Here is a 17,814-nt window from a genome sequence, read left to right as displayed (position 1 = left end):
TCAAATCAATTTATATCCAATTCCATAAATCGCTTGAAAATCAGCTTCCGAATTTGCTTCTTTCAACTTTTTTCTTAAATTTTTTATTTGAGAATAAATAAAATCTAAATTATCTGCCATTTCGATATGATCTCCCCAAACACTTTCTGCCAAAGTTGTTTTCTGAAAAACGCGTTCTGGTCTTAGCATAAAATAATAAAGTAAATCGTATTCTTTTCTATTCAATTTTAGTTCAATATCATTTACTTTTACAACTCTATCTTCGGGAAAAATTTTGATGTTTTTATAACTCAAAACATCTTCTCCTTTTTGCAAATTTTTGCGCAATGCAACTTTTATTCTTGCCAATAATTCAGCAAAATGAAATGGCTTTGCCAAATAATCATCTGCACCAACCAATAATCCTTCTACTTTATCATCAACTGAATCTTTTGCTGATAAAATAATAACTGATGTTTCTTTATGAAGTTTTTTCAATTCCTTCAATAAAGACATTCCATCGCCATCGGGCAACATCATATCTAATAAAATACAATCATAATCAAACGAAATTATTTTATCTAACGCTTGTTGATAATTATCTGCAGATTCCACAATCATCTTTTCATTTTCTAAAAATTCGACAATTGTTTCTTGCAATTTTATTTCATCTTCTACGACTAAAATCTTCATAACTTCAGTTTTAATAATTGGTAAAAATAGATAGTAAAATAGGAAAGAATTAGGAAAACTCCTATTTTTATTCTCGAAAATTAAGATTTCTATTTTGAAAAAATATAGCTTTAAAAATGATTATAGCGAAGGCGCACATCCTGCTATTTTACAACGATTAATCGAAACAAACTTAGAACAAACAATTGGTTATGGAGAAGATGAGTTTTGTAACGAAGCACGCGAACTTATCAAAAAACAACTGAAAAAAGAATCTGCCATTCATTTTGTTTCTGGTGGAACACAAGCCAATTTAATTGTGATATCTTCTGTTCTAAAACCATATGAATCTGTAATAGCAGCTGAAAGTGGACATATTGCGGTTCATGAAACAGGCGCGATAGAAGCTACAGGACACAAAGTAAATACAATTGCAACAGAGAATGGAAAAATTTCGCCAGAACAAATTTCAATTGTTCTCAATATGCATACAGACGAACATATGGTAAAACCAAAATTGGTTTATATTTCCAATTCTACAGAAGTCGGAAGTCTTTATTCGAAAAAAGAACTACAAGAACTTTATAATTTTTGCCAAGAAAATAATTTATATCTTTTTGTAGATGGCGCTCGTTTAGCACCTGCTTTAACTTCTTCTAAATGTGATTTAACGTTAGAAGATATGGCAAATTTTACAGACATTTTTTACATTGGCGGAACTAAAAATGGAGCTCTTTTAGGTGAAGCAATTGTCATCAATAATTTAAAATTGGACGAAGATTTTCGTTATCATATTAAACAAAAAGGCGGAATGTTAGCAAAAGGAAGATTGATTGGAATACAATTTTCAGAAATGTTTCGAAATAACTTATTTTTCGAAATGGGAAAACATGCTAATCAAATGTCCGAAAAATTAGCAAATGCAATTTCAGAAAAAGGTTATCGTTTTTTAACAGAACCTTCTTCGAACCAAATTTTTCCTATTTTACCAAACAATATCATTGAAAAGTTACAACAACATTTCGAATTTTATATTTGGCAAAAAATTGATGAACAAAATTCTGCAATAAGACTTGTTACTTCTTGGACAACTCCAGAAGAACAAGTTGATCATTTTATCAAATCAATATAATAAATAAAACCCACTTTTAAGTGGGTTTTATTTATTTCTATTTTGTTTTCTCTAAAGCTTGTAAAATATCTTGGATAATATCTTCTTTATCTTCTAATCCTACAGATAAGCGTATAGAACCTGGCTTAATTCCTAAATCTTGACGTTCTGCATCAGTTAATTTTGCATGAGTTGTTGTAGCAGGATGTGTTGCTATCGATCTCGAATCTCCTAAATTGGATGTATAAAGAATCATTTCTAATGCATCAATAAACTCAAAAGCACGTTCTTTTCCGCCTTTCACTTCAAACGTAACAATTCCACCTCCGCCTTTCATTTGTTTTTTCGCTAACTCATATTGCGGATGCGATGGTAAAAATGGATATTTTACGTCTACAATTTCAGGATGATTCTCTAAAGCTTCCGCTAGTGCTAATGCATTTTCGCAATGACGATCCATGCGAAGTGGTAACGTTTCTAAACTTTTAGAAATTGTCCAAGCGTTAAATGCAGACATTGCTGGTCCTGTATGACGAATAAAAAACAACATTTCGTTGATTAATTTTTCATCTCCTACAACTATTCCGCCCAAAACGCGACCTTGTCCATCCATATATTTTGTTGCAGAATGTATAGACAAATCAAATCCAAATTGCAAAGGTTGTTGTAAATATGGCGTTGCAAAACAATTGTCTATTGCAAAAATAATATTCGGATATTTATCTTTCAATTTTGCTAAAGCTTCTAAATCGAATAACTCTAATCCTGGATTTGAAGGCGATTCTAAAAAAACAATTTTTGTATTTGGTTGAATTGCTTTTTCCCAATCTTCAATATTTGGTGTTTCAACATAAGTATAAGTTACGCCCCAACGAGGAAATAATTGCGTAATTAATTGATGTGTTGATCCAAAAATAGCTCGACTAGAAACAATATGATCGCCACTTTTTATGTACGATGCAAATGATGCAAAAACAGCAGCCATTCCTGATGCAAAAGCTAAACCTGCTTCAGCTTTTTCCAAAGCACAAACACGATTTATAAACTCTGTCGTATTTGGATTTGCATAACGCGAATAAACCATTCCTTGCTCTTCTTCAGCAAAAATAGCTCGACCTTGTTCTGCGCTATCAAAAATAAAACTTGAAGTTAAATACAATGGAACTGAATGCTCGCGAATAGCAGATCTTGGTGCTTGTTCACGAATTATTTTAGACTGATCTTTTTTCATAAGTATCAAAGTTAACTATAGTTATATTAAGCTAAAAGCTTTTTATAAAGTTTTAAACCGAAATTATTTCTATTTTAATTCTTTTTTCTGAAATTTTAAAATGAATGTAAAATGATTTTTAGAAATATTTCAGAATTGATTTTAAACCTTTCATTTTCTTCACGATTAAAAATGATGTACAGAACAATTATTCCTAAAATATCATTCAGATTTAATCTCTACCTTTGTAACCTTATATCAATTTATGTCATTCGAAAATTTAGGATTATCACCATATTTATCAAAAGCAATTACAAAACTTGGATTTTTAAAACCTTTTGAAATTCAAACCGAAACAATTCCATCAATTCTAAAAGGAAAAGATGTAATGGGAATTGCAAAAACTGGTTCGGGAAAAACCTTGTGTTTTGTTGCGCCTTTGTTGCAAAAAATTCAGCATCAATCATACGAAAAATCTCGTCATGTAAAAGCGTTGATTTTAGTTCCAACTCGTGAATTAGCAGTTCAAATTGAACAAACTTTTGCTGGACTTCAAGCTGCTTTGCGTCGCGAAGTACAAACGCAAGCTGTTTATGGAGGAACTTCTATTAATCCGCAAATGAAAAATTTATACGGAACGGAAATTTTGATTGCAACTCCTGGACGTTTGTTAGATTTGATGGATCATAATGCATTATCATTAGATCAATTGCAATATTTGGTTATTGATGAAGCAGACAAAATGTTTCAATTAGGATTTGGTGATGAAATGAATCGAATTTTGAAAAGTGTTCCGAAAAAGAAACAATCAATTCTTTTTTCTGCCACATTAAATGATAAAATTGATGAAATAAAATCAACATTAAATATTGATCCAATTGTTATTGAAATCAAAAAGCAAGAAATTGATTTAGATCAAATCGAACAAGTTGCATATAAAGTTGATGCCGAAACGAAAGGTCCTTTTTTACGTTATTTAATCAAATCTGAAAATTTAGAACAAGTTTTGGTTTTTGTTTCTTCGACAAGAACTGCAGATAATTTGGTTGTAAAATTAAAGAAAAATAAAATTTCTGCAATGGCAATTCACAGCAAGAAATCGCAAGGAGCTAGAATGGATAATTTAGAAGATTTTAAATTAGGTGATATTAAAGTTTTGGTTGCAACAGATTTGATTGGGCGCGGAATTCATATCGAAGGTTTGCCAACTGTAATTAATTACGAATTGCCTCGTTCGCCTTTAGATTATGTACACAGAATTGGACGTACAGGTCGTGCTAATGCAAATGGAAAAGCAATAAGCTTGATAACAGAAGAAGATTTGCATCATTTCAAAATCATTCAGAAAAAAATGGGTAAAAAAGTTGATCTACTTCCAACTGATGATGTGAATTTACACGGATATTAATATAAGTTTTTAAATTATGAGTAATAAATTCTAAGTTTTCTCTGAACTTATTACTCATAATTTTTTACTTACAATTTCTATATATGTGGTCCAAGCATATTTTTAGGATCAAGGATTTCATCTAAACGTTCTTTCGACAATAAACCATGATCTAAAACTAATTGATAAACACTTCCTCCAGTTTCTAGAGCTTCTTTTGCAATTTTTGTACTTGCTTTGTAACCAATATACGGATTTAGCGCCGTTACAATTCCAATACTATTTTGAACTTCATTTTTCAAATATTCTGCATTTGCTGTAATTCCATCCACACATTCTACACGCAATGTATTCATCGCATTGGTTAAATATTGAATTGATTCCATAATTGAAAAACCAATTACAGGTTCCATTACATTTAATTGCAATTGTCCTGCTTCCGCAGCCATTGTTATAGTTAAATCATTTCCAATAACTTTAAAACAAACCTGATTAACAACTTCTGGAATAACTGGATTCACTTTTCCTGGCATAATCGAAGATCCTGGTTGTTTCGGAGGCAAATTAATCTCAAATAAACCTGTTCTTGGTCCAGATGTTAACAATCGTAAATCATTACAAATTTTTGATAATTTCACACAAAGACGTTTCAATGCAGAAGAATAATCTACAAAAGAACTTGTATCCGATGTTGCTTCTACTAAATTATCAGCCAAAACAACTTTTTCCTTTATTATCGAAGCTATTTTTGATGTACATAATTGTGCGTAGCCCGGAACAGCATTCAATCCCGTTCCAATCGCAGTTGCTCCCATATTAATTACTAACAATTCAGAAGCAATTTTATTCAAATTATCTACTTCTTTGTGCAATGTATTTGCAAAACCTTCAAACTCTTGTCCAAGCGTCATTGGAACTGCATCTTGTAATTGTGTACGTCCCATTTTTATAACATTCTCAAACTCTTTTGCTTTTTTATCAAAAGCCAAATATAAATTTGTTAATGCTTCAACCAAAGGTTTATTCATATCAAACAAAGCTAATTTCAAAGCTGAAGGATAAGCATCATTTGTAGATTGAGATAAATTTACATGATCATTTGGTGAACAATATTGATATTCACCTTTTTGTTTTCCTAAATGCTCCAAAGCTATATTTGCAATAACTTCGTTCGCATTCATATTTGTAGAAGTTCCTGCTCCACCTTGAATCATATCAATCGGAAACTGATCCACATATTTTCCATCCATCAATTCATTGGAAGCAAAGGAAATTGCATCAAATAATTCTTTCGATAGAATTCCTAATTCATAATTTGCTTCCGCAGCACCTAATTTCACAACACCTAAAGCTTTTATAAATTCAGGATAATCTGACAAATGATTTGTCGAAATTTTGAAATTATTAATCGCTCTTTGTGTTTGCACTCCGTAATAAGCCGTTTCAGGAATTTTTAATTCTCCTAATAAATCTGACTCAGTTCTCATTTTTTTTATTGTTTGTTATCAACAATAAAGGTAAGTAATATAATAGGATATTTTAAGAAAGCTAGTTGCTAAAAATTTCAAAAAATCTATATCTTTAAAACATCAACACAAAAGAGATGAAAGCAGCTCGTTATTATTCATTAGACGTTTTTCGTGGTGCAACTGTTGCATTGATGATTTTGGTAAATAATCCTGGAACTTGGTCCGCTATGTTCGATCCTTTAGAACATGCAAATTGGCACGGATGTACGCCAACAGATTTAGTTTTTCCTTTCTTTTTGTTCGCTGTAGGAAACGCAATGGCTTTTGTAATTCCAAAATTACAACAACAACCTCAACGTATTTTTTGGCAAAAAGTAATAAAACGGACAATCCTAATTTTCGGAATTGGATTATTCATCAATTGGTGGCCATTTTTCAAATGGGAAAATAACGAACTTATTTTCAAAGTTTGGAAAGATTCAAAAGAAAACGGAATTCGAATAATGGGAGTTTTACAACGAATTGCAATTGCTTACTTTTTTGCTTCAGTAATTGCTTTTTATTTTAAACAAAAACAAGTTCTATTTATAAGCTGCGCGATTCTTCTACTTTATTGGGTTTTAACCTTCGGATTAGGAAATTCTGATCCTTATTCATTAGAAGGATTTATTGGAACTAAAATCGATAATCAATTACTTGGTTTAGCTCATATATATAAAGGAGAAGGAATTCCATTTGATCCAGAAGGAATTTTCAGTACAATTTCTACAATTCCACAAGTTTTATTTGGATATTTAGTTGGTGATTATATCCAAAAACAAGGAAATATAAATTGGTTAGGAAAAACTTTACCAAAAACTGACAATCCGCAATATAAAATGTTGGCAGGTTTATTTGTTTTAGGAACAATTGCCTTGACAATTGGCTACATTTGGCAATGGGATTTCCCGTACAATAAAAAGATTTGGAGCAGTTCTTATGTTTTCAACACAACCGGTTTAGCGATTCTAACAATTGGAACTATGATTTGGTTCATCGAAATTTTAGGAATCAAAAATAAGCTAATGAAATTCTTTGACGTTTTTGGAAAAAATCCATTATTCATTTTTGTTTTAAGCGGATTATTACCACGATTATTAGGTTTAATTCGAATTGAAGCCGGTTTGAATGATCAAGGCGAAATAAAATTCGTTTCTCCTCTTGGTTGTTTTTACGAAAATATTTGCGCTAAAATTCCTGGAATTCCAGAAATCGGCTCATTTGTTTATTCGTTAATTTTCTTAGCTTTCTTTTGGTGGTTAGCTTATTTATTGGACAAGAAAAAGATTTATATAAAAGTGTAAATTAAACAAAAAAAGCAGAAGTTTTACTTCTGCTTTTTTTAAACCTTTTTATAAACAGCATAAAACTGATAAAAATGTTGAATATTTTCTACATCAAAAATAATTTGTTTCCATTGATTTAATTCCAATATCAACTGATTATCGTTTTGAATAAACTTTCCGACAAAAATTTCATCATCATTCAAATACAAACCAAACTTATCTTTTACCAAATGTAAATGTTCCACTTCCAAATGCTCAAAAAATAAAATATTCGAATCTTCTTCAGAAAAATCTATAGGAGAAGGAATAGTTGAAGAATATTCTAAAGCAATAAAATGGTGCGAATTGTAAATTGGAAAATAGATTGATGGATAATTCTCTAAATTCGAAAATAATTCTTTTTTAGTTTGAATAACTTCTCTTGACAAAAAAGGAATCGCGCTCAAATTTTTAACATTTCGCAACGTATCAGCTTCTTCAAAATAATTATCAAAGTGCAATATTTCGTTTACTGTTAAGTTTTTTTCAATTAAATGATTAATCGGAATGCTAAAATATTTAGCAATTTGAGAAATTGTTTCAATTTTTGGTTCTGCACGTTTTTCTTCGTAAGATGAAATATTCCCTCTACTAACTTTAAACAAATCAGCAAAAGCCTGTTGAGTTAAATTTTTAACTTGTCTTAATTTCTTTATATTTTCACCTATTTTCGTCATTGTTTAAAATTTTAACATTTTTATCTGCTAATTATTTTAGCAAATTGTTTAATTTTATGGAAACAAATTACAAAAAACACTAATAACAACAAAATGAATTATTTTTCTAAGATTGAAAATTTTATTCAAAACATAGATTACACCATCAATTATAAGAACGAAAAAGAAGGTGTTTTTATGATTGAAAATTTACTGGATGGTGTTCAAAATCTAATTGTAGGAATTGCTCCTCCAATTATCATTTTCGAATTGTATTTATTTACAATTACAGATGATAATCTGGAAATGTTGAAAGCATTGTTGATGAAAAATCGCGATATCATTCATGGTGCTTTTGCAATAACAGAAGACGGAAACAAAGTTATTTATCGTTACACACTTCAAATTGCGAATCTTGATCAAAATGAATTTGAAGCAACTTTAAATTCTTTAAGCTTATTAATGAGCGAATATTCAGCTCAATTAATCAAATTTTCTAAACATTAAAAACAATATCACTATGAATATTTTCAAACGTATTTTTAGAATAGGACAAGCAGAAATACATTCGGTTGTCGAAAAAATGGAAGATCCTATAAAAATGACTGAACAAGGAATTCGCGAAATGCGTGAAGACCTTAATCAATCACTTGAAGCTTATGCAAAAGTAAAAGCAATGGCAATTCGTTCGCAAAATAGTGTGGACAAAAAGAAAGATGAAGCTGTAAATTACGAACGAAAAGCAATTCTATTATTGGAAAAAGCTGGACGAAATGAAATCACAATTGAACAAGCCGAAAATTTAGCAAAAGAAGCTTTGGGCTTAAAAAATCAATTATTCGAAGAAATTGCTGAATTAGAAAATCAAGTCATTATTCATGAAAAATCTGCAAATGAAGTACATAAAAATGTTGAAATTCTAAAATTCAATATTAATAAATGGGAAAATGAATTAACAACATTAAAAGCACGAGTAAAAGTTGCTGATGCTACAAAGCAAGTGAATAAACAGATGGCAAAAATTGATGCAAATAGCACAATTAGTATGCTTGAACGCATGAAAGCTAAAGTAGAAGAAGACGAAGCGCTTGCACAAGCTTATGGAAGTTTGGCTGACAATTCGAAAACAGCTGATGACGAAATTAATGAAACCTTGAAAGGAGATTTGATTCAAAACGAATTAGAAGCATTAAAGCTGAAAATACAAGCTAAAAATTAAATAGAAATCACTTTTTATAGTGAGTTATTTCTATGAAAAATTTAGTAATTTAATCTGTTTTAAAAAATTAAAGCTATGCCAACTAAATATGAATACAAAACAATTGAAATTTACCCAAATACCTGTGAAATAAATAAAACATATTTGGATGATATGCTAAATAAATATGGAGCAGAAGTCTGGGAACTAGTCATCTCCACTCCTCTTGGTATCAATGGTGCAACGATAATTATTTATTATACATTCAGAAGAGCTATTTAACAATGAAAATTAACACTAAATGACCGAAATTTTAAACCTTCTTTTCAATCCATTACCAAACGGAATTATGACCATTTTAATGGGATTTTCTCTTGTTTATTGGGTATTTCAATTATTAGCTGGTGATGGAATTGATCTCGGAACTGATTCAGAATTTCATCTAGGAGACATCAACGATGTTGATTCACATCATGAGATTGATGCAGATTACGACACAGATGCAGATGTACATCACGAACCTAGTTTTTGGACAAAATGTATGGAATTTATCAATGTTGGAAAAGTTCCTTTAATGGTAATTATCACTTTGTTCAAATTTATCAGTTGGGTAATAACTATTATTTCTTCAATTATTTTTGGATTAAGTAAATTAGGTCTTTACTCCGTTTTAGTATTAATTCCAATTTTCATTATCGTTTATTTTATGATGCATTGGATTACAAAACCACTTGTAAAAATGTATGCAGAATTAGGTTATCATGGCGAAGAAGAAACAGATTTTATCGGAAGAGTAGGAAAATCTAAATCTAAAATTACAGGAGATAAAATAGGTTCTGCCGAATTTCAGATTGAGAAAGATATTATTACACTTAATATCAAAAGCCAAAATGGTGAAGAAATTAATTTTGGAGATACCATAATTATCACCGACGAATCGCCTTCAAATCATTATTATTTTGTCATCAAACATATAACCTTAAACAATATTTAACCACATTATGATACTATTATTCCAAATCACTTCGTTTATTATAGAGAATATCTTAAACCTAATTATTAACTAAATCAAGAACTAAATCAAACTTACAATAAAAATCTCATGACAAATTTTATTCTTTTAGCAGTAGCTGTTATCGTTTTCATTGCTATTTCATTTATCGTCGTTTTAAGCGTTTTCTACAAAAAAGTTCCGCAAGGAAAAGCTATCGTTCGTACCGGAGTTGGTGGTTCGCAAGTCGCTTTCAATAAAGGAATGTATGTAATTCCTGTTTTTCACAAAATGGAAATTATGGACATTTCTATCAAAAAAATTGACATTGCGCGTCAACAAGGCGATGGTTTAATTTGTAAAGACAATATACGTGCAGATATCAAAGTTGCCTTCTTTGTTCGCGTAAATAAATCGGTAAATGATGTAATTAATGTTGCTCAAAACTTGGGAACAGAAAGAGCATCAGAACCAGAAACATTAAAAAGTATTTTCGAAGCAAAATTCTCAGAAGCCTTAAAAACTGTTGGAAAAAAATTCGATTTTATAGAATTATACGAAGCTCGCCGAGAATTTAGAGATGAAATTTTAAATATCATCGGAACAGATTTGAATGGCTATATTTTAGATGATTGTGCGATAGATTATTTAGAACAAACTGAATTACAGTTTTTAAGTCCAGATAATATTTTAGATTCTGAAGGGATCAAAAAAATTACGGAATTAACAGCACAACAAAATATGAATGCCAATTTAATTCGTCGTGAAGAAGAAAAGGTTATCAAAAAACAAAATGTTGAAGCACGCGAAGCGATATTAGAATTAGAACGTCAATTGGCAGAAAAAGAAGAGCGTCAACGCCGTGAAATCGAAAATATAAAAGCGCGCGAAGAAGCAGAAATTTCAAAAGTTCGCGAAGAAGAACGCTTAAAAGCTGAATCTGTTCGTATCACAACAGAAGAACAATTAGCTGTACAAGAAGAAAATAAATTGCGCCAAATCATTATCGCAGAAAAAAATAAAGTTCGTACCGATGCAATCGAAACAGAACGCGTAGAAAAAGATCGTGCTTTAGAACAAACAGAACGCGAACGAATTGTGACTTTAGCTCAGATTGATAAAGAACGATCTATCGAAGTTGAAAAGAAAAACATTCAAGGCGTTATAAAAGAGCGTGTTCTTTTAGAAAAAGGCGTGATTGAAGAACAACAAGGCGTGAAAGATGTCGAAGTTTACCGAGAAGTAGAACGTCAGAAACAAGCTGGAATTATTGCTGCATCGCAAGAAGCAGAAGAACGTTTAATCGAAACTGTAAAAGCTGCGGAAGCTGCTAAAATTGCTGCTGAACAAGAAGCTGCTCGCCAAGTTATCGAAGCCGATGCACAAAAACAAGTTGCTGAACGTAAAGCGCAAGAATTATTAATTGATGCCGAAGCGAAAAAAGAAGCTTCTACAAAAGAAGCAGAAGCTCGTAAAATTATTGCTGAAGCACAAGCAAAAGAAGAAGCTGCAATTGGTTTATCTGAAGCAGAAGTAATGGTTGCAAAAGCAGAAGCAGAAGAAAAACAAGGAAGCGTAGAAGCAACTGTAATCGAGAAAAAAGCCGAAGCATTACGCAAAGAAGGTTTAGCACAAGCAGAAGTTGTTCGTGAAAAAGCATTAGCAGAAGCAAAAGGAATCGAAGAAAAAGCAGAAGCTATGAAGAAATTGGATGGTGTTGGAAAAGAACACGAAGAATTCAAACTTCAATTACAAAAAGAAAAAGACATCGAATTGGCTCAGATTAATATTCAAAAAGATATTGCTGGAGCACAAGCAGAAGTATTATCAAATGCATTGAAATCTGCGAAAATTGATATCGTTGGTGGAGAAACAATGTTCTTCGAAAATATTGTAAAACAAGTTTCGAATGCAAAAGGTTTCGATCATTTAATCGATAATTCAAAACACGCAACAGATATCAAAAATGCTTTAATTGACGAAGATGGCGGAAGCGATTTGGCCGGAAAAGTAAGAAGCCTTGCAGATAAATATGGTATTTCGTCAAACGATATCAAAAACTTAACAATTACTGCAGCATTAATTAAATTACAACAAGCAGCTTCGGCTTCTGGAAACAGCGAAGATACAGGATTTATCAATTCTCTTTTCGGAATTGCAAATCAGTTAGGTGTTTCAAATAAAAAAATAGGTTAATCCATTAAACAGCAAATAGAGTGATTGAGATTTAATCATTTCAACCGCTCTTATCATCATTGTTTAATCACCTTTTAGATTTTAATTTAATGCAAGAAGAAAAAAATATTAACGTTACCGAAACGCTTGATGCAGGCGCGTACGAAATCATTCGAAAAAGACTTCTTACACAAAAAGATTTTCTTTCGGAAAGATTAACCAAATTGAACGATGCTCGAAAAGAAGTCTTCAATTCTACCAATTTTGCATTAAGCGCAAACCAAAGAATTACAACAGAAAATACTTGTGTTGCTCGCGGAATTATTGCGTTCGACAACTTGTGTATTTTTGGTTACAATGTACATTTCGGTTTACGTACAGACATTCAGTTGAGCGATGTTTTCAGCATTTATCTATTTCAAGAAAATCAATTTATTCCTCAACCGCTTGATCTAATTAATGATCAGAATTTCTTTACAGATTTTCAAAATTTATATAAATATTACCGCGATTCTATCTTTTCTAAATTTCGTAGAACAGATAATTATTTATACATGGTTTTCCAAACTAGCAAAAGCGCTCAAGATTTAAAAGCTTTTAAATGGTTAATAAAAGATGGAAAATTAATTTATCAGGACGATCGTAGCATTCACGAAGTAAAAAAAGCAGATCAATTTGATTTCGAATGGGAAAAAACAACAATTGACGATCGTCGATTAGGGAAATTTCCTCATATTTCTATTTTAGATAAAATTTTTATCGAAGCAATTGGCGGCGATATTACATTCAAAATTGAAGATAATACAGATACAGGAAAAGGAATTTTCACTGAAAAAGTAACACATTTAGATCAACAATTAGATGATGCTGAATATTATTATGCTGATTTAGGAAATTTGATTGCGGTTAAAATAAAACCTTTTCAAGAAGATTTCAGAGCTTATATTTATAATGTTCGCACCAAAGAAGTTATCAATATTCCTGCTCTTTTAGATGCTGCAGTTTTATTGCCCGATAATCAAGGTTTAATTTTTTCGAATGGCTATTATTTACAAAACGGAACTTATCATCTTTTTGAAAATAATTTAGAACATTTTCAATTTTTTCGTCGTGTAAATTCTCCAAACGGAGAAGATTTCATGTATATTTTCAATCAAGAAGAAACCAATACATATATTCTATTATCGTACAATATCATTCAACAAACGGTCGAAACGCCTATTGTTTGTAATGGTTTCACGATTTTTAAAGACGGAAGTTTAATTTATTTTCGTACCGAAGAAGAAGCAACGCGACATCATCAAGTTCAAATTTGGGAAACACCTTATGTCGAACGTTTAATTGAAAATCAAGAAAAAACAAATCATCCTTTATACAAAATTGGAAACAAAGACATTGTAAAAGCAATGGCCGAATCTCAAGAGATTATTCAATTAATCAACAAAGAAGATTCGTACGAAGGTCTTTACGAAGATATTGTGAAAAAAGCGAATAATATTGTTGATGGTTATTTCTGGATCAACGATCAAGATACTTTCGAGCTTTCAATTCCTTTATTAGAAATAAAAACGGTTGCCAATACAGCGATTGATGAATTTGCAAAAGTTCAAGTTCAGAAAAAATTTGCGCAAGAAACTTTAGAAAAAACGGAAGAATCGATTGAAGAAATCGTTTTCAAAGTAAATAGTACAACGTACAATCAATTAGATTTATTGGTTGAACATTTGGCTGAAGCTCGTAAAATTCAAGGAAAAGTTATTGATTTGCGTTCTATTCGTTACATCAATTTAGAGCGCGTTCAGGAATTAGAAGACCAATTACAAGAAGTCAACGAAAACTTATCAACAAAAACAATCGAGTTTCTTTTACTAGATGAAGCGTTGATTCCTTACGAAGAAAAAGTTGCTGAACAGAAAAAATTAGTTGCTTCGATTGAAAAAGTAATCGATGCAAAAGTTATCGAAGAAGCATGCCTTAAAATCTCATCCGAATTAGAATTATTAATTGATATTCTCAATAGTTTAAAGATTGAAGATGCTACACAAACGACAAAAATTATTGAAAAAATTTCTGTCATTTTTGCTTCTCTTAACGAAGTTCGAGCGCAATTAACACGTCAAACTTCATCTTTAAAAAGCAAAGAAGCTGTTGCCGAATTTTCTGCTCAAATCACATTATTAGAACAAAGCGTTGTCAACTTTTTAGAATTATCAACAACCGCAGAAAAAACAGAAGAATACAATACAAAAATCATTGTTCAACTCGAAGAATTAGAAAGTAAATTTTCTGATTTTGACGATTTTGCTTTGAAAATTGCCGATAAACGCGATGAAATTATCAAAGCATTCAATTCCAAGCGCGAACAATTGGTCGAACAAACCAATAAACGTACAAATTCGTTAGAACAAATTGGTTTACGTGTTCTGAAAAATATAGAGAATAAATCTAAAACTTTTTCAGAAAAAGAAGAAATTTTAGCATTCTATTCTTCCGATTTAATGATTGACAAAATGCGTCAAATCATTCAAGAATTAAAAGATTTGAAAGATGTTTCGAAAGCCGAAAATCTAGAAAATCTTTTGAAAAAATCGCAAGAAGATACGCTTCGAATTTTACGAGATAAAACCGAACTTTTTGTTGATGGACAAAATATTATTGCACTTGGTACTAATAAATTTACGGTCAATACACAGCAATTAGCGCTTACTTTGTTGAATCGTAACAACGAATTATTTTATCATTTAACAGGAACAAGTTTTTATCAAAAAGTTAAAAACGAAGAAATTTATCGTTATCAAACTATTTGGAATCAAGAATTTGTTTCGGAAAATCAATTGGTTTATCGTGCAGAATATTTGGCTTATCAAGCTTTTTTAGCGAGAAATGAAAAAGATTTTGATGCAGAGAAATTCATCAACCAAATTATTGAACAAAATTATTCGGAAGGTTATATAAAAGGTGTTCACAATTTTGATGCGCTACGAATTTTTACCGAATTGGTAAATGTTAATTCAAAATTAGATATTTTACAATTTGATGAACAAACGCGCACAACTGCTCAAGTTTTTTGGCATTCTTTAGAAAAGAATTTACAAGAAAAACTGAATGCAATGATGAATTCGGCTCAATTGATTTTGAAAAATTTTCCGAATTCAAAACGTTTTGAAAACATTCTAAATGAAATAAAATCACTTTTTGAAAACTGGGAAACCGAATGGAATAAATTGCAAACTTCATCAGAAAAGGTTGCCAATTATTTGTTCACAACTTTTATTAAATATCAAGCTTTTTCGATGAGCAAAGAAGCTGAAACATTCCGAAATGAATTTGTAAATTATTTAGATAAAAATAAAAGTACGAATGATTTTAGTTCATTAATAGAAGATCAACAATTTTCTTTAACCGAAAAGTTTTATTTAATCGAAAACTGGATTTATTCTTTTATTGATGAAAATGAAAACTTCTCAACTTATAAAAATGTCGTAAATGAAGTTGCGACAATGCTTTTATTTTCGAAAGATCAATTTCATATTAATGATGGAAATTCGCTTATAGAAATCGAGGATTTAAAAGGAAATCATGCTGTAATTATTGATGGAATTTATGCTCAAAATTATCATGATATTATTTCAAAATTAGAACATTTTTCAAGTGTTGATGTTCCTAATTTCAAATCTTTTCAAAAATTAAAAGAAGAAATTTCTAAAACGTACGAAAAGGATTTAAAAATATCAGAATTCGAGCCAAAAGTTTTGACTTCATTCGTTCGAAACAAATTAATCAACGAAGTTTATTTTCCTTTAATCGGAAATAATTTAGCCAAACAATTGGGAACAGCTGGCGAAAATAAACGTACAGCACGAATGGGAATGTTGCTGTTAATTTCGCCTCCCGGTTATGGAAAAACGACATTAATGGAATATTTGGCTAAAACAATGGGCTTGCATTTTGTAAAAGTAAACGGACCAACAATTGGGCATAACATTACATCGATTGATCCTATTGAAGCAAAAACTTCGGGAGAAAGAGAAGAATTGAAAAAAATAAATCTTTCATTCGAAATGGCCGATAATGTAATGTTGTACTTAGATGATATTCAACATTTGAGTGCAGAATTTTTACAAAAATTTATTTCATTAGCCGATGGACAACGAAAAATAGATGGAATTTTTGATGGAGAAAGTAAAACTTATGATTTACGAGGAAAACGTTTTTGTATTGTAATGGCAGGAAATCCATATACGGAAAGCGGATCTAAATTTCAGATTCCAGATATGTTAGCCAATCGTGCAGATGTTTATAATTTAGGTGATGTAATTGGTGATACAGAAACATTATTCAACTTAAGTTTAATAGAAAATGCATCGAGCGATAATCCATATTTGGATAAAATTGCATCGAAAAGCTGGACAGATTTTTATAAGTTAACAAATTTTGTAACCGAAAATCAAGAGCAACTTCCAGATTTTGAAGGTAATTATTTGAAACAAGAAATTGATGATTTTATTGCGGTTCTAAAACATGTGATTAAAATTAGAAATGTTGTTGTAAAAGTTAATCAAAATTATATTTCGAGCGCTGCAATGCAAGATGATTACAGAACAGAGCCTCCTTTCAAAATGCAAGGTTCGTATAGAAATATGTCGAAATTAGTTTCGAAAATTGTTCCAATGATGAATGAAAAAGAAATTAATGAAACGATTTTAGCGCATTACGAAAGTGAATCTCAAACATTGACAACAGATACAGAATCGAATCTTTTGCGTTTGAAAGAAATCGCTGGTTTAATGAATTCTGAAGAAAAGGAACGTTGGGAAACAATAAAAGCAACATTCGTGAAAAATAATAAACATGGAGGTTTGAATAAAGATGATAAAGTTTTCAGTCAATTATTAGAATTTAATGAAAACCTAGAAGGAATTATTCAAGCAATTCTGAAAAAATAATCAATAAAGCCGCTTATAAAGCGGCTTTATTTTATTCATTAAATTTATCTCCTTTGAATGTTTTTACAGGATTTCCTCTTGCAATGGAAGTTTGATTGTTCCATTTTTCTTGAATAAAATCTTTCATTTTATCCTTCTCAAATTCTTGTAATTTCAATAACAAACGAGTTGTTGCAATTTTTTTGTTTTGATGTTGAGAACGAGAATCCATTGAAACAACAGAAATTCCACTTGGCTGATGAATTGCACGAATAGCAGAATTTACTTTATTCACATTTTGTCCACCATTTCCCGAACTTCGCATTGTTTGGTAAACAATTTCATTTGGATTAATTGAATTTTCTTTTGCTATTTCGAGTTCGAAGCAACCAATAAACCAATTTTTTCGTTGATGAAATTTTCGATAAGGACTTTTCCCAATCCATAAAATCGTTCCAATCCAAGTTTTTAAAAAGTTATTCAAATCATTTCCTTCAAGCTCTATAATCACAGAAGAAATTTGATTAAAATCTTTGTCTATTTCTCTTTCGATTACTTCAAACTTGATGGCTGATTTTGTACATGCTTCTACAAACTTTTTGAAAACATTCGTTACTACAAAATTGCATTCTGCTGGTCCTCTACCCGATGTAAGTTGAATAATTTTTTTCATCATT

At 30.7% G+C, this 17,814-nt stretch carries 14 protein-coding genes; 9 read left to right on the top strand and 5 right to left on the bottom strand.

The window, feature by feature from the left end; genetic code table 11:
- A complete protein-coding gene (locus ACMHJW_RS04610) occupies positions 1–672 on the bottom strand; it encodes a response regulator transcription factor (protein WP_413532252.1) in 672 nt (223 codons plus the stop codon).
- A gap of 94 nt (positions 673–766) precedes the next feature.
- Between ACMHJW_RS04610 and ACMHJW_RS04605 the strand changes: the two genes are divergently transcribed.
- Positions 767–1,783, top strand: coding sequence for a threonine aldolase family protein (locus ACMHJW_RS04605; RefSeq protein WP_413532251.1), 1,017 nt, complete (start codon positions 767–769; stop codon positions 1,781–1,783).
- A 37-nt stretch (positions 1,784–1,820) separates the two neighbouring features.
- Here the strand turns inward: ACMHJW_RS04605 and ACMHJW_RS04600 are convergent, their stop codons facing one another.
- The gene (locus ACMHJW_RS04600) at positions 1,821–2,993 is read right to left on the bottom strand and encodes a trans-sulfuration enzyme family protein (protein WP_413532250.1); all 1,173 of its coding nucleotides are present in this window, start codon (positions 2,991–2,993) and stop codon (positions 1,821–1,823) included.
- A gap of 244 nt (positions 2,994–3,237) precedes the next feature.
- Between ACMHJW_RS04600 and ACMHJW_RS04595 the strand changes: the two genes are divergently transcribed.
- Positions 3,238–4,380 (top strand): DEAD/DEAH box helicase, encoded by a 1,143-nt coding sequence (locus ACMHJW_RS04595; RefSeq protein ID WP_413532249.1) that lies wholly within the window; start codon positions 3,238–3,240, stop codon positions 4,378–4,380.
- 77 nt (positions 4,381–4,457) lie between these two features.
- On the opposite strand, the gene aspA is transcribed toward ACMHJW_RS04595, so the two are convergent.
- Positions 4,458–5,855: an aspartate ammonia-lyase gene (aspA, locus tag ACMHJW_RS04590; protein WP_413532578.1), complete on the bottom strand. Its 1,398-nt coding sequence runs from the start codon at positions 5,853–5,855 to the stop codon at positions 4,458–4,460.
- Positions 5,856–5,962: 107 nt separating this feature from the next.
- On the opposite strand from aspA, the gene ACMHJW_RS04585 reads away from it, so the two are divergent.
- The gene (locus ACMHJW_RS04585) at positions 5,963–7,171 is read left to right on the top strand and encodes an acyltransferase family protein (protein WP_413532248.1); all 1,209 of its coding nucleotides are present in this window, start codon (positions 5,963–5,965) and stop codon (positions 7,169–7,171) included.
- Positions 7,172–7,209: 38 nt separating this feature from the next.
- Here the strand turns inward: ACMHJW_RS04585 and ACMHJW_RS04580 are convergent, their stop codons facing one another.
- On the bottom strand, positions 7,210–7,869 hold the full coding sequence (locus ACMHJW_RS04580) for a helix-turn-helix domain-containing protein (RefSeq protein ID WP_413532247.1): 660 nt from the start codon (positions 7,867–7,869) through the stop codon (positions 7,210–7,212).
- A 93-nt stretch (positions 7,870–7,962) separates the two neighbouring features.
- On the opposite strand from ACMHJW_RS04580, the gene ACMHJW_RS04575 reads away from it, so the two are divergent.
- From ACMHJW_RS04575 to ACMHJW_RS04550, 6 genes are all read left to right on the top strand, one after another.
- The gene (locus ACMHJW_RS04575) at positions 7,963–8,355 is read left to right on the top strand and encodes a molecular chaperone Tir (RefSeq protein ID WP_413532246.1); all 393 of its coding nucleotides are present in this window, start codon (positions 7,963–7,965) and stop codon (positions 8,353–8,355) included.
- Positions 8,356–8,368: 13 nt separating this feature from the next.
- Positions 8,369–9,067: a PspA/IM30 family protein gene (locus tag ACMHJW_RS04570; RefSeq protein ID WP_413532245.1), complete on the top strand. Its 699-nt coding sequence runs from the start codon at positions 8,369–8,371 to the stop codon at positions 9,065–9,067.
- Positions 9,068–9,142: 75 nt separating this feature from the next.
- Complete coding sequence (locus ACMHJW_RS04565) at positions 9,143–9,328, top strand: DUF4177 domain-containing protein (RefSeq protein WP_413532244.1); 186 nt, start codon at positions 9,143–9,145, stop codon at positions 9,326–9,328.
- A gap of 19 nt (positions 9,329–9,347) precedes the next feature.
- On the top strand, positions 9,348–10,040 hold the full coding sequence (locus tag ACMHJW_RS04560; RefSeq protein WP_413532243.1) for a hypothetical protein: 693 nt from the start codon (positions 9,348–9,350) through the stop codon (positions 10,038–10,040).
- A 108-nt stretch (positions 10,041–10,148) separates the two neighbouring features.
- Positions 10,149–12,233, top strand: a complete 2,085-nt coding sequence (locus tag ACMHJW_RS04555) for a flotillin family protein (protein WP_413532242.1) — start codon at positions 10,149–10,151, stop codon at positions 12,231–12,233.
- An 89-nt stretch (positions 12,234–12,322) separates the two neighbouring features.
- Positions 12,323–17,158 carry a DNA repair ATPase gene (locus ACMHJW_RS04550; protein ID WP_413532241.1) on the top strand — a complete coding sequence of 1,612 codons (4,836 nt, stop codon included), beginning with the start codon at positions 12,323–12,325 and terminating at the stop codon, positions 17,156–17,158.
- 31 nt (positions 17,159–17,189) lie between these two features.
- Here ACMHJW_RS04550 and prfH read toward each other — a convergent pair whose 3' ends face one another.
- Positions 17,190–17,810, bottom strand: a complete 621-nt coding sequence (gene prfH, locus ACMHJW_RS04545; protein WP_413532240.1) for a peptide chain release factor H — start codon at positions 17,808–17,810, stop codon at positions 17,190–17,192.
- Positions 17,811–17,814: the final 4 nt, after the last annotated feature.

Origin of the sequence: Empedobacter brevis (genome assembly GCF_965118635.1) — a bacterium.
Taxonomy (GTDB): Bacteria; Bacteroidota; Bacteroidia; order Flavobacteriales; family Weeksellaceae; genus Empedobacter; species Empedobacter brevis_A.
This window is presented reverse-complemented; position numbering and strand designations above follow the sequence as displayed.